The 14,852-nt window shown below is 55.6% G+C and carries 7 protein-coding genes; 6 read left to right on the top strand and 1 reads right to left on the bottom strand.

Features of this window, described 5'->3' with window-relative positions; all coding sequences use genetic code 11:
• Positions 1-118: 118 nt before the first annotated feature.
• Complete coding sequence (locus Enr10x_RS05470; protein ID WP_145448378.1) at positions 119-2,230, bottom strand: FAD-dependent oxidoreductase; 2,112 nt, start codon at positions 2,228-2,230, stop codon at positions 119-121.
• 267 nt (positions 2,231-2,497) lie between these two features.
• Between Enr10x_RS05470 and Enr10x_RS05465 the strand changes: the two genes are divergently transcribed.
• From Enr10x_RS05465 to Enr10x_RS05440, 6 genes are all read left to right on the top strand, one after another.
• Positions 2,498-4,762 carry a BatA domain-containing protein gene (locus Enr10x_RS05465; RefSeq protein ID WP_145104757.1) on the top strand — a complete coding sequence of 755 codons (2,265 nt, stop codon included), beginning with the start codon at positions 2,498-2,500 and terminating at the stop codon, positions 4,760-4,762.
• Between the two features lie 34 nt (positions 4,763-4,796).
• Entirely contained in the window at positions 4,797-7,361 is a 2,565-nt protein-coding gene (locus Enr10x_RS05460; protein WP_145104755.1) for a vWA domain-containing protein, read from the top strand.
• A 174-nt stretch (positions 7,362-7,535) separates the two neighbouring features.
• A complete protein-coding gene (locus tag Enr10x_RS05455) occupies positions 7,536-11,579 on the top strand; it encodes a DUF4175 family protein (RefSeq protein ID WP_145448377.1) in 4,044 nt (1,347 codons plus the stop codon).
• 34 nt (positions 11,580-11,613) lie between these two features.
• Positions 11,614-12,654, top strand: a complete 1,041-nt coding sequence (locus Enr10x_RS05450; protein ID WP_197995105.1) for a prenyltransferase/squalene oxidase repeat-containing protein — start codon at positions 11,614-11,616, stop codon at positions 12,652-12,654.
• A 226-nt stretch (positions 12,655-12,880) separates the two neighbouring features.
• Positions 12,881-14,215: a nickel pincer cofactor biosynthesis protein LarC gene (gene larC, locus Enr10x_RS05445; RefSeq protein WP_145448376.1), complete on the top strand. Its 1,335-nt coding sequence runs from the start codon at positions 12,881-12,883 to the stop codon at positions 14,213-14,215.
• Positions 14,216-14,311: 96 nt separating this feature from the next.
• Positions 14,312-14,848, top strand: coding sequence for a hypothetical protein (locus tag Enr10x_RS05440; protein WP_145104749.1), 537 nt, complete (start codon positions 14,312-14,314; stop codon positions 14,846-14,848).
• Positions 14,849-14,852 lie beyond the last annotated feature (4 nt).

Genomic DNA, 14,852 nt, shown 5'->3' with positions numbered 1-14,852 from the left:
AAATACTATACCAAACTGTTCACGTAATTTAGGGTTTTGAAACTACCTCTAGTACACAGTAATGCTGAATGAAAATCGCTGTGCCTGCTTTTTCATCGAGTGCCTGCTATGTCGTTTCTTAATTCGATTTGACGGGAACCAGTTGCAGGGCATCCACAATGACATGCCCGTCGGTCCCCTGGTTCGAAACCGTGAGAATTTTCTGTTTTCCTGATTTGAACAGGAATGTCCCGAGTAACTGATATTGACCCTGATTGGGTTTTTTCCGCTGGTTGACGCGTACGGTCACTGGCCCCTCGGCAGTCCGTAGCTCATAAGGAACATTGGTGGCGCGGTTCGATGACGGAACATAGTACACACGCACTTCATACAGACCGTCCTGTGGGATCTCTGCTGTAAAAACAATCTCGCGTTTCCCCTTGTCGGCGTCGCCATCATGCTGATAGCCCTGCCCGACGTAAGGAGTGATCGACGAACTCTTTTTCCAGCCGAGTGAACTCCGGGCGTCGGTGTCGTCAACAACGATGCCTGACAGCGATTTGACGCGAATCGGCGGTTCCTTGCGTGGGCCGGTCCAGATCAGAATCTGTTTGTCTTTGAGCAGCTGTTTGCGTAACGTGGAATAATCGATGTCCTGGACCGCGGTGCCGGCATCAATGGCCTGGCTGGCAGCGGTTGCCGCCGATTGTCCCAACACCATAAACACGGGCTCCATCCGAATCGATCCGTAGGCGATATGCGAAGCCGCCATCGCAACGGGCACGAGCAGGTTCTGGCATTCAGACTTGCGGGGCCGGATCGAACGATAGGCAATCGGATAAGGATTGGGCACGCCGACCTGCACATCCCCTTCGTTCAGAGCCTTTCCATCGATGGCATACCGCTGCTGGTTGTGCGAGTCCATCGTATAGGCGGCCAGGCCGATACTGTCTTCGGCAATGAGCTCCGAGGTGCAGTTTTTCTCGGTCATGACATACTCAGAGATCATCCGCCGTGCTTCGCGTACATACAACTGAAACGGCCAGCCTTCCGTATCCTGAAACTCGTCTTTGGCCGGTTTCCATTTGTGGAACTGTTTCTGAACAGCGGGAGGGACGCGGGGGCTGTTGGCCAGAGTCCACATCAAGCCCTGCTGGTAAGTCAGGTGCTCCTGAAAAATCTGTTCGCGTTTCTCATAGTCGGCGTCGGGATATTCATAGTTCATACCGATGTTATCGGTAGAGATTGCGAAATTATTATTCGTATCGGTCTTGCGATTGGGCATCAGAGTCGGAGCCCAGGGGACGCGGTGGTCGCCTGCTTCAAAGTTGCGCAACAGCAGTTCATACCGCTGGGGATCATAATTTTCCGGTTTGACCCATTCCCGCTGGTTCTCGGGGACGTCGGTGGTACACATGCGGAAGCAGTAGGCTTGCACGCGGTGATCCCCCTCCCCGTCTTTCCCGCCGGGACCTTCCTGCTGCACTCCCGGCAGCAGGCCGCTTTTCGGGTCACCGGGGACGAGATAAGGATCGACGGGTTTGATGAACTGGTGGAAGACGGCATTGCGGGTTTGAATACCGTTTAATGTTTCGCCATAGGTCGCATTGGACTCGCGTCCCACATGATAGGAGACTCCTGCCACCGCCATCAGATCGCCTTCATAAGTGGCGTCGATGAAGACTTTCCCTTTGACGACCAGACCGCTTTCCATTTTGATCGCGCTGATGCGCCCCTGCTTTTTCTGTACGCCCTGTTTCAGATCCAGTCGCTGTTTTTTGACCCAGGGAACCTGATCGGCGATCAGCATTTTTTCAAACGTGGCTTCCGCTACGTGCGGCTCGAATGTCCACATTTCCGTTTCCGAGCTGTTTTTCCGCCGACTTTTGTAATCGCTGCGTTTCTGATAGACCCAGGAATCCGCTTGGCTGTAGTACGTGCCCAGCCGTCGATAGAATTCACGGGCGACGCCGCCGATGGCTGCTTTGTTGCCGATGTCGGTTGCTCCCAATCCGCCGGAAGAGAGACCGCCCAGATGCGTTCCCGGCTCAATCAGCAGTGCGGTTTTCCCCATCCGCTGTGCCTGGAGTGCAGCCGCGATGCCTCCCGAAGTACCGCCGTAAATGACGACATCATAGCTGGACTTCAGCTGATCCGGTTTAATTTCCTGTGCCTGTACCGGTTCAAAACGGCAGAACAGCGAAATGGTGACTAACAGCAGGGGGAAATATTTCGTAGAAACAGACAGCATGGAATCAGCCTCGTTGGTCTCTCAGGAGGGGCGAATCAAAATTTAATGGGGCGGACATGTTTACAGAGGCCCGTCAAGTCCATCATAATCGGTGGACTGGGAATTCCCAACCAGTTCAATACAAATCTGTACTGAAGTCTCCCTGAAAATGTAAATCAGACAGGCGATACCATTTACAACGATTTCAGCATATAATACGGCCTGTCTTCCAATTGAAACCATCCGCGTGCCCTATTCCATCCGACCAACCATTCTCAGCAGGCAGTCATGACATTTGATTTCCTTAATCCGATGATGCTTCTCGGCCTGCTGGGATTATCGCTGCCCATCCTGGTGCACTTACTGAGTCGCAAGAAATATGACGTGGTCCAGTGGGGGGCGATGCAGTTCCTGGAACTCGGACGACGAACCCGCAGGCGGATTCGGATGGAGGGCTGGCTGCTGCTGGCCATTCGCATGCTGCTGATCGCGTTGATCACCTTTGCCCTGGCCCGCCCCTGGATTTCAGGGGGCTTTCTGTCCCAGTTTATTTCGACCCAGTCACGCGATGTTGTTTTTGTCATTGATGGTTCCTACAGCATGGGCTGGGAGGGTGACACCACCACGCCTCACGCAGACGCGATCCAGTGGGTGCATCGCTTTCTGGAAGAGCTGAACCCGGGAGACACGATTTCGATCATCGATGCCCGTCATCAGCCGCGCGTAGTCACCGACAACCCGACCAGTAACTTTTCCCTGGTCCGTGAGAAGCTGAATCAGCTGCCTCCCCCTGCGGGTGAATCGAATCTGGCGAATGCGGTCAGTAAGGCGGTCCAGATTCTGGGGAAAACGTCCAACCTGGAACGCGAGATTATCGTTCTGACCGACGATCAGGCGTTCGGCTGGACGCCACAGGATACACTGCTCTGGGACCAGGTCAATGATCTGATGCAACAGTCCGCGGTTCCGATTGACCTCTGGGCGACGAATGTCGCTGGTGAGAAAAATGAAGGCCTGCAATCCAACCTGCGGGTCGACCAGCTCACATTATCGCGGGAAGTCTGCGTGAAAAATCTGCCTGTCAAAATCTCGACGACGATCCGCTACGACGGTCCCGAGCCGAATCTGATCTGCCCCGTCTATTTCGAAATCGACGGTCAACGCATTAAAGAGAAAACACAGTCGGTCAAGATTGAGAATCACGGCGAAGCTGCGGTCGAATTTCAACATCGCTTCGATCAGGAGGGGACACACGTGATCAGCGTCGTCCTGGATCCGGATGATCTGCCGGGGGACGACCGCTCGGATGCAGCGCTGCAAGTCACCAGCGCCCTGCCTGTGCTGCTGGTGGATGGCACTCCCAGTTTTGACCCGACCCGCAGCGAGGTCTTCTTCGCCAATCTGGCGCTGACAGCACCGACCAACCGGACTCCCTGGATACAAACCACCGTCATTGAAAAGGATCAGCTGACAGCAGACCTCCTGAAAAACCAGGCGGTCGTCATTCTGGCGAACGTCGACTCCCTGACCGAGGTTCAGGCGGGGGCGCTGATTGATTTCGTCAATCTGCAGGGGGGCGGCGTCATGATCGCGCTGGGTGATCAGGTCAATCCGCAAGAATACCAGAAGGTGCTGTTTCAACCCCAGGGGCTGATTCCCGTTGAGTTGAAGGCACAGGAAGCCAGTCAGGGACTGGAATTCGGCAACGTGACTCAAATCGACTCAGACAGTCTGCAGAGTCCCTGGCTGAATCGGTTTCGAGGCGAATACGCCAACGGATTGACGGCAGCCCGGTTTAATCGCTGGTGGGATATCATGCTTCTTGAAACCGAGGCTCCGCCTGCGGATGAGAAAGACGGGGCAGCGGAATCGGATGTGCCTGCCCCGATAGCACCACAGGAAATCGCAAAGCTCACCAACCAGAAACCTCTGCTGGTGATGATGAATCACCAGCGGGGACGTGTGCTCTTGATGACCTCTTCCCTTGATGCCGACTGGAACAATCTGCCCAGCAAACCCGATTATGTTCCCTTCCTGCATGAAGCGGTGTTTGAGCTGTCCTCGGGTCGCGTCTTCCGGAACCTGCAACTGGATGAACCGATCGTGGTCCCCGTACCAGCCGGAACGACCATCGAACAGTTTACGTTTCTGGATCCCAATGAAAAACCGGCAGTAGGCACGATTGATCCGGCAGTCAATGGCGCGACGTTTCAATGCACCAATACGTCCCTGCCTGGCATCTATCAGTTGAATCCGAAATCAGACAAGAATCCCGAGCTCAGACCCGATCGGTTTGTGGTGAACTTTGACCGCAGTGAATCGAACCTGACCCCGCTTTCAGAGGCGGAGCAGAAATCACTGACGGAAACGTATCATTTTACTTTTTTCAAAACGCTGGACGAACTCAAACAGGGCATGTTTTCCGACGTGTCTGAGACCGAGTTCTGGCGTTTTCTGTTACTGATCTTTCTGTTGCTGATGGTCGGAGAACTGTTTCTGACCCGTCGCCTGGTTCAGGGGGGGCATGTGTCACTCCCTGAAGAGAATAAATGATGTCCTGTTTTCTGCTGAGTGGAACGTTGCCGTAATGATGGAAAAGCATTTCCAGTTCAACAGTCTCGAATGGAGCGGGTGGACCGTGGTCAGCGTCTGCGCGGTGCTGATCGTACTGGTCAGCATCATTCTGCTGTTCCGCTACGAGCGACGACTGGTCTCGCACAAGATCGGCAATGTCCTGATCGCCCTCCGCGTGACGGCCCTGGTGCTGATTCTGCTCACCTTCCTGGAGCCGGTTCTCACCTGGTCATTCAATACGGAAAAGACGGGGCGGCTGATTGTCGCTCTGGACGTCTCGGACAGTATGAATACACAGGACCGGCATGCGAGCAAACTGGAAAAACTGCAACTGGCGCGGGCGTTGAAAATGATCGGCAACGACCAGATCAACGCGCGGCTGGACCGCTGGGAAGCCGCATATGCGGCCGGTGAAGAACCGGCATGGGTCGAAGAGAGCGAAACGGCGAACCCGGAAAAACGGGCGCAGCTGGCGGAGAGTCGAAAGCAGAATCTGGAAACGATTTTCGAAGAAATCGACCAGATGTCACGTAAAGAGATTGCCCAAAAACTGTTGACGAATCCGGCGAATCCGATTCTGGAAAAGCTGAAAGAGCGGGGTGATATTGACCTGGTCCTGTTTGCCGGCGATGCGGTACCTGCGGAACAGACGACGCTCGAGGAACCTCTGACGGAAGTCCCCGATCAGGTCCATATGGAACTGTCTAATCTGTCGCAGGCATTAAAAGCAGCCGGCAGTGGATCGGAAACCGGAACTTCCCCCATCTCGGGTTACGTCCTGCTCACCGACGGCCGCGACAACAGCCAGTTGGATCCGGTCTCCACCGCGGAACAACTGGGACAGATGAAAGTCCCCGTCTATCCGGTGCTGCTGGGATCGGCCAATCAACCCAAAGACATCTCGGTCTCAGCCCTCGATTATCCGCAGACCGCATTCAAAGAGGACAAGCCGTTACTCAAAGCCCGGATCGGCACCAGTGGTTATGATAGCCAGGAGGTCCGTGTCGCCTTGATGCAGGGAGACCAGGAACTGGCGGTCAAACGTTTCAAGTCGACCGGAGTGAGTAAATTACTGGAATTCGAAATCGAGTCTGATCAACAGGGCCGCCAGGAATACCGGCTGGAGACGGACATTCTCCCGGGTGAAACGCGCGAGGATAACAACGAAAAAACATTCGCGATCAACTTCGTCGATGACAAATCACATGTTCTGCTGGTGGAAGAAACCGCACGCTGGGAATTCCGTTTCCTGCACAACGCACTGGAACGGGACAAGCGGATTGACCTGCAGCAGGTCCTGTTTGAGCAGCCTTACATGGGTCTGCTGCCGCGACCCTTCTTCCCGAATCAACTCCCGATCAATGCGCCGCAGGCAAAACAGAACGAAAACCAGGCAGCTGCCGAGAACAAGGAAAAACCGAAACCGTTCGCGGACAAAGACCTGATTATCATTGGCGACGTCTCTCCCGAACATGTCAAGGAAGATCTCTGGAAACAGATCCAGACCTTCGTCGGCGATCAGGGAGGAACCCTGGTCCTGCTGGCGGGAAAACAATATATGCCGCTGAAGCATCGATCGAAAACCCTCGACGAATTACTGCCGGTGAAGGATCTGGAAGCTGTCGACTGGAACCAGGCGAATTTCAAAGTGCCCCCCGGCGAGCGGGGGATGCACCTGGCTCTGACCCCCGAGGGTGAACTGGAGCCGTTGTTCCAGTTCGATGCGACGCCGGATATCAACCGAGACATCTGGCAGCACTTACCCGGGCACCTCTGGTTTTTACAGGGGACGTTGAAACCGGGCGCGTCTGTGCTCGCGTATGGAATTTCTCCCTTTGACGCCCCATTGAACGAAAAGCGGGATGGCGTGATTGTGTACCGGCAGTATGGTGCGGGGCAGGTCATCTGGGTCGGAATCGACAGTACCTGGCGCTGGCGATTCCGGGTGGGTGATCGCTACCACCATCGCTTCTGGGGGCAAATGGCGCGCTGGGCGGCACGTAATAAAGCTTCAGCAGGTAATGAGTACGTCAAATTCAGTCTGAATAAAACGGATATCGACGCGGGAGAAATCGCGACTGCGACAGCGCGCTGGACCCAGGACTATCTGCAGCAGAATCCGGACGTCAAATCGACGGTGGAGATCGTCAGAGCTGCCGAGCCGGATCAGGTGGTTGCTTCCTTTGAACTGCAGACGCAGAAAAACCAGCCCCAGTTGCAGGAAGGAAATCTACCGGCCCTGGATCCGGGTGAATATGAACTCAAGTTGAAACCGTCCACGCAACAACCGGGCGATAAGGAAATTGTAACGCCTCTGTTCGTACATGAAGTCAAAACAATCGAACTGGGCAATCTGGCGTCCAATCCCCAATTACTCACCGAGATGGCCGAATCCAGTGGGGGGAAACTGCTCACGCCTGGCACCATCGACGAGCTGCTGGAGCTGATCCCCAACCTGAACCAGGAGATCTCCAATCAGGACGAAGTCTCACTCTGGGATCACTGGCTGATTCTGGTACTGATCATGGGGGTCCTGACTGTCGAATGGGCCATCCGTAAGCTGAACGGCCTGCCTTGAAAGATTTTGGGGTTCCGCCCCTTTTTTCATCCCTCTTTCAGGGAAATTCTTGTTACAATATCAGGAGTTCCGTTCCCGCTTGAAATCCGGTTCCCTACCCGGGTCATCGATTTCCGGGCGGCACTGACGGTTCGCAAACCCTGACTAGATCATTACTTCCCTCAGAGAACGACTATGGATGGACAGTTAGATCAATTCGTCAATGAACTCAAACGGCAGTTAGGTCAACTGGACCGGCGTATCCGCTCCCTGGCGTTACTGCGGGGACTGGGTTTTGTGGTTCTGGTGCTGATTTGCCTGGTGACCATGCAGATCAGTCTCGATTTCGTCTTTTCGCTGAGCAATGTGGCCCGCATCGCGCTGACTTCTTTTTCCTTAACGGTGCTGATTGGCTGCCTCTGGTTTGGTATGCTGCGACGGGTCTTTCACAAACGAACCCCTATTGAACTGGCGGCGATTGTGGAGGAATCTCAGTCCTCTCTCAACGAGCGGCTGACCTCCGTTCTGGAACTTTCAGTCGCCCACGACGACACCAGTTCGGTCGTGATGCGGGAACGCCTGGCACGGGAAACGATCGCTTCGCTGACGAACTTCAACATCACCGACTCGGTTCCCTCGGACCGCGCCATGCGGTTTATCATGAGTGCCGGGATTGCGATGATCATTTTCCTGACGCCGCTGCTGTTCTGGCCGGACGCCTATCGCCTGCTGCTTTCACGCAGTATGGTTCCCTGGGGAAATTTCGCGACGGTCAGTTCGCTGTATTTCGAAGTCGAGCCGGGAGATGCCACCGTAGCCCGGGGCGAAGACCTGCAGATCATCGCCACGCCGCACTGGCATACCAAAGAACCGGGAACCATCGATGAAGTCTGGATCGCCTGGGAAGATGCGGAAGGACAGCCTTTCACCCGCCGCATGGATCTCGATCAGGAAGCGGGGCACTACACAACCCAGTTTTCGCGCCTGCTGAGCGGATTTACTTATTCGATTTCCAGCGGACGCAGCCGCACAAAACAATATGCGATCCAGGTCGCGGAGCCTCCCTCAATCATTGATACAAAGCTGGTGGTCACCCCGCCGCGCTATACCGGACAGGCTGCTGAGGAAATGACGGTCCTCCCCAGTGAAATTCGTGCGCTGGAGCAGAGTCAGATCGCACTGCAGCTGACCTTTGACCGACCGATCGGTGAAGCAACACTGTTCTACCAGTATTACACGTCCGGTGCAGGGGCCAATGAACGTCCGCCCGTTGAGACGCTGCCCCTGAGCATCGGTGAGGATCAGCTGACCGCACAACTCGATCTACCGGTGGGGAAGAACAGTTTCGTCTTCCACATCGAATTTCACAGCAAAGCAGGCGCGCTGAAAAATCAGACATCTGAGCACCTCGTGAAAGTCACACAGGACCGGGCACCGGAGATCGAACTTTCGCTCTACAATCAGCCGGAGTTTTTTAAACCGAAAGAGACACTTTCCATTCCCGTTAAAGCTCTGGATGACTATGCAGTGAATGAACTGGAAGTACACATTCAGAAACTGGATGAGAAAGAAACCGTGATCAAGGTCCCCGCTGAAAAGCTGGGAAGTTCCACGGTGGACTTTGAATTCAAAATTAATCTACCCGATCTGAAAGCCGATCAGGGAGATATTTACACCTATCGCATCAAGGCTGCGGACAATCGTGAGATACCGGAGCCGAATGTGGTCTGGTCGACACCACGCGTGTTTGGCATCGATAAGAATGCAGAACAGCAGCTCTCGGCAGGCGTGATTGCCCGCCAGCAGAAACTGCGGGACGAGTTGCGGAAGATTCAGCAGGAGTTCAAGACACATCACGCGCAGGTGGAAAAACAGATTGCCGCCCTGGAGGAACAGAAAAAGAAACAGGAACTGTCCCCCGCCGATCAGGAGAGCCTTCAGGAACTGACGAAGCAGGAACGCAAGCTGGCCCAGCAGCTGGAAACCGTGGCCAATGAATTTCTGGAACTGCCGCTCTATCAGAAACTGGCAGAGCAGACGCAGAACCTCGCCCGGACCGACTTCGTAAAAAATCATGACACGCTGAAATCCGCTGCTGCTGCCGAGAATCTGCCACAGGCACAACAGGAACTGAAACCGGTACCGGCGGCCATGGATCAGACCGAGAAGAAAATCGACGATCTGGTCCGTCAGTATGAAAAGCTGGTGGAACTGGAGAACGACCTGCATAATCTGGATCGCCTGGCAGAAGAGACAGACCACCTGGCCAATGACATGCTGGCCTTCAATGAGAAAGTCGAATCCGTCAAACAGCAGATGCAGAAACCACAGGACGCGCAGCAGGCGGACAATAAAACTCCCGAGAAACAGAACGATCCGCATCAGCAGTTGAAACTGACTCCGGAAATGCAGCAGGAGCTGTCCAACGAACAGGCCGAACTGAAACACCGCCAGTCCCGCCTCACCAAAGATCTGGATGACCTGCTGGAGCGGAGACCGGAACTGGTGGATGCTGCCCGCAACTTCCAGTTGAAGCAACTCGATTCGCTGGTCACCCAGGCGTCGCAACTGGTCGAACCGCAACAGCAGCTGGCAGAAGCCATGCAGCAGCAGGCCCCGGTCTCTGCAGGACGCCCCCTGCCCCGTGATGCACAGGCCCCCGAACCCGCGGCTCCTCAGGGTAACGATGCCGCACCCGCGCAGGCTGCTGCTCCCGCTCAGGCACCACCGCCTGCCAACAGTGATGCGCCCCAGAACGCAGCGACAACCGCAGCCAACGCGCAGCCGGCCCAAAACAGCCAGCCCGCAGAAGCAAATATGAGCAACGAACCTTCGCGGGCCAAGGCAAATGCAGCGGCTCAGGAAGCGATGCGAGCTCTGCAACAGCAGCAACAGAACCTGGCAGATGCCGCCGCGAACTTCCTGCTGGAGACGGCACAAAAATTTGGTCCCGAATCGGAATCGACGAAGCAGGCAGCCCAGATGGCACGGGAAGCGATTCAGGCAGAACAGCAGGCGAACGCAGGCCGATTCCACGAAGCCAGTCAGGCTGCCAATCGTGCCGCACAAATCGCTGACGAAATCAAGGAGGCACAGCTGGCTCAAAAAGCAAAGGAACAACAGACCGAGCGGGATAACTTCCTGGAAGAAGCCGAACGCATGGCTCAACTACAGAGTAAAGTGGCTGACAAACTGGCGGAAGCTTCCAACTCGGAAGAGAACCGGCAGGCAGCCATCAAAAATTCGCAGCAGACGCTGGCACAACAGACTCAGGAATTGACACGCCAGTTTTCGGAAACGTCCCGCAAACTGGAAACCGATCCGATTGGACTGGAAAAAGAGAGCCAGCAGGCAGATCAGAGTCGTAAGCAAACCGAACAGGCCGGCCAGTCCATGCAAAAAGCGGTCGACGACCTGCAACAGGAGAATCTGGCACAGGCAGCGCAACAGGCCCAGCAGGCCGCCCAGGCACTCCAGGCGGCAGCCCAACAGGCACAACAGTCCCGTCCGCAGCAGGCCAATGATTCGCCGGTTCCCGAAAAGGTCGGCAACCAGGTCACCGATGCTGCCCAGCAACTCCGCCAGGCACAACAGCAGCTGGAGAAGAATCCCGAGTTCAAGAGCGCCCTGGATCAGCTCCTGGCACAAAATGAGAAACAGCAGTCGGGTAATCAGCAGGGGGAACAGAAACCGGATTCGTCCAATCCTGCTGATCAGAAACAGCAGGCGACCGAATCGGGCGAGCAGCAGCAATCTCAGGGAGATTCCCAATCGGGCAAGAATGGTCAGTCCATGGAAGATCAACTCGCTCAGAATGGGAAAAGCCAGAGTCAGCAGTCTGAATCAGGAAAGTCCGGCAAACAGTCTGCACAACAACAGGCTGCCGAATCGCTTAAGCAGGCAGCGGAATCCCTGTCCCAGGCAGCAACCGAGCTGAAATCGAAAGCGCAGCAGGGTTCTGACCCCGGCAAGGGACAACAGTCTCAGACCGCTTCCCGCAATATGGCGCCCGGTAAGGGCCAGGGGGAAAGCGAAGGGGGCGGTGCCCGCACGAACGTGGACTTCAGCAAGCTGGAGATGCAACTGAAGGCCATGTCGAATCGCAACTGGGGTGAACTGCCCGGCCAGCTGGATACCGAAATTCTGCAGGGCTCGCGGAGCAGAACTGATCCGGAATACGCGCGTCTGATCAAACACTATTTTGAAGCCATCGCCAAATCGAAGCCTGACAGCGAATAAGCAACGGATTTGATTTCAATCACAGGAAGAATCAATGTCACGCAGGTTGATCACATCTACGCTGGGATTGCTGCTGCTACTCTCCCCTGCTCTCTGCCGGGCCCAGGAACTGGACGCACAGAAGAAGAGGGTCGACGACAGCATCCAGCAGGCGGTTCAGTTTCTGTCGAAGTCACAGCAGCCTTCCGGTGCGTGGTCGTTCAACTCGTATGGTGAATCAACGGCAGCGACCTCACTGGCAATCATGGCGTTCATGGCTGCCGGCTATGTGCCCGAAGAGGGCCCCTACGGTGACCAGATCAACAGAGGGATCGACTGGGTGCTCGCACATCAGGCGGATAACGGACTGGTCGTGCACCACAAAAGTCACGGCCCGATGTACAGCCACGGAATCAGTACGCTGATGCTGGCTGAAGTGGCCGGCATGCTGAAAGGTGAGCGCGAGAAAAAATGCCGCGAAGTGCTGGAGCGGGCGATCAAGCTGATCATCGCGGCGCAGAACGTCCCCAAAGACAAACGGAACGCGGGGGGCTGGCGGTATAACCAGACCAGTAAAGACAGCGACCTGAGTGTGACCGGCTGGCAGCTGCTGGCACTGCGGGCTGCCAAGAACATTGGCTGTGATATCTCAGCAGACCAGATCGACAAAGCGGTTGCCTATGTCCGCCACTGCCGCGGACGCAATAACGTGGGATTCGCCTACCAGCCCGGCGGCGCCCCCAGTGCAACGCGAACGGGGACCGGCATCCTCGCACTGGAGATCTGCGGCCAGCATCACACCAAGGATGCCCTCGAAGCGGGCGACTATCTTGTACAACGGCCCCTGCATCCCGATGAGTTCTACTACTTCTACGGTGCTTATTACTGCAGTGTCGGCATGTTTCAGATGGGGGGCGAATACTGGCGTAAGACCCGGGATGCCATCGTTCCCCAGCTGCTGGAAATGCAGAAACATGACGGCAGCTGGCTGGCCACCAAAGGGAGTGAGAAGGAAGCGGGCAAAGTCTACGCCACATCGCTGGCAGTGCTGGCCCTGGCGGTCGAATACCAGTACCTGCCCATCTATCAGCGCTGATCTGTAAGGCTTCGCGATTTATTTCCACACCGCTGCCCGTGAATTCCCGGAAAAACCCGGGATTCGTCTGCTTGAGCGATCACAGGCCTTTCGATATCCTTCTGTAAGATAAGAGCTTACCTCGATCACTCTACGTGGAATCACGGCGAATTGACCTTGGAGAACCAGCCGGTTATCTTTAAAATTCGCTTCCCGTTTTTGACCTTTTCTCCCTGGATACCTGACTGTGCGGATTGCTTACTTAGACTGTTCTACCGGAATCAGTGGCGACATGACCCTGGGCGCCCTCGTGGATGCAGGCGTGGACCCGGATCAGATTTGTGCCGGCATCGATTCGCTGGGCCTGCCCGGCGTGAAGCTCACTTTCTCCTCAACGATCAAGGGAGGCTTTCACGCGACCTACGTCACGATTGAACATCCCGAGCAGCACGCCCATCGGCATCTGAGCGACATCGTCACCATTCTCAAGCAGTCAGACAAACTCACCCCCCGTCAGTACGAGCTGGCCCTCTCGCTGTTTTCTGCAATTGCAGGAGCGGAAGCAAAAGTGCACGGCTCGACCATCGACAAGGTTCACTTTCACGAAGTGGGGGCGATCGATTCGATCGTGGATATCGTCGGAGTGGCGATCGGCTTCGACCTGCTCGGCGTAGAACAGGTGCTCTGTAGCCCGGTCCCCACCGGTTATGGTCAGATCAAAATCGATCATGGTATCTGCACGGTCCCTGCCCCGGGAACTGCGGAGTTGCTGAAAGGAATTCCGCTGGCAGACATTCCGATCCAGGCGGAACTGACCACGCCCACCGGAGCCGCCATCGTTTCGACGCTCGTCGATCGGTTCTGCATGCTGCCCCCGATGACCATCGAAGAGATTGGCTACGGTGCCGGGACGAAGAACTTCCCGGAGCGGGCGAACCTGTTGCGACTGTTCGTCGGCGAAGTGGCGACACCCGCCCACACCGACTATGTTACCCTGCTGGAAACCAACCTGGATGACATCTCCGGAGAGATCATCGGCCACACCAAACAGAAGCTGCTCGCAGCGGGGGCCCTCGATGTCTACAGCACGGCGATCCAGATGAAAAAAGATCGTCCTGCGGTCATGTTGAGTGTGATCTGCAAACCGGAATCAGTAGAGCAGCTCGAAGCGATTCTGTTCCAGGAGACCGAAACCCTGGGCATCCGCAGGCATCAACTGCAGCGTTCGATCCGTGCCCGCAAACCACATCAGGTGACAACCGCCTGGGGAGAGGTGGCAGGGAAACTGTCACTCGGACCAAACTACCAGTCGATTTTTACTCCCGAATATGAAGCCTGTGCAGAGCTGGCTGCAACTCATCAGATTTCCTTAAGAACTGTGTACCGGGCTGCGGAAGCAGCATTTCTGCTCGAAGGATCTGTAGAAACCGCGTTTGAATCGGGTGCACATGCGCCCCACGACCACGACCACGACCACGACCACGACCACGACCACGACCACGACCACGACCACGACCACGACCACGACCACGACCACGACCACGACCACGATCACGATCACGATCACGATCACGATCATTAATCGACGCGGGACAGTGATCAGGAAGATCATGGTCCGCGGAAACAGAATACGTTCCCCTCTGGTATTGTGTCTGAAAGTAAAGGATGACTTTCGAGCATGTTTAATCTGAATGATACCAATGTGATTCTGACGGGTGGGCTGCTGCTGGCGATTGCCTGGACGTTACGCAGGAACTTTCGTGCCCAGCACCAGTCGCGCAACCGGGATCCTCTCGCAGAGGCACGCAGCGAGCTCTCTGATCTGGAGAAGAACCAGATGAACCGGCTGAACCAGCTGGAGGTCAAACTCTACGATTTTGGGAGAGAAGTGGAAGCCCGCAGTGAAGATCGCCTGCGGGTGCTGGATGAGTTACTGCAGGAAGCCGACCAGGAAATCAACCGGCTGCGGACGCAACTGGCGCTGGCTCAACAGGGGCCAACTGCAGATTCATCAACTTCAGGTCCCGACATTCTGGTGTACGAGCAGGAACGCAAGAGGCTCTCCGCGAGTGCCGAGCAGCGGCTGATGATGGTCTATCTGAATCAGGCCGGCTTTTCTGCGCAGGAAATCAGTAACTGTTTTCAATGCAGTCCCCAGGACGTTGAAAAAGTTCTGGCAGAAGACATCCCGCGTCCCGATTCAGAAACCGCCTGAGGAT

The sequence above is a fragment of the Gimesia panareensis genome, from assembly GCF_007748155.1.
Classification (GTDB): Bacteria; Planctomycetota; Planctomycetia; order Planctomycetales; family Planctomycetaceae; genus Gimesia; species Gimesia panareensis.
The sequence above is the reverse complement of the archived record's forward strand: the minus strand, read 5'-3'. Positions and strand labels throughout refer to the sequence as shown.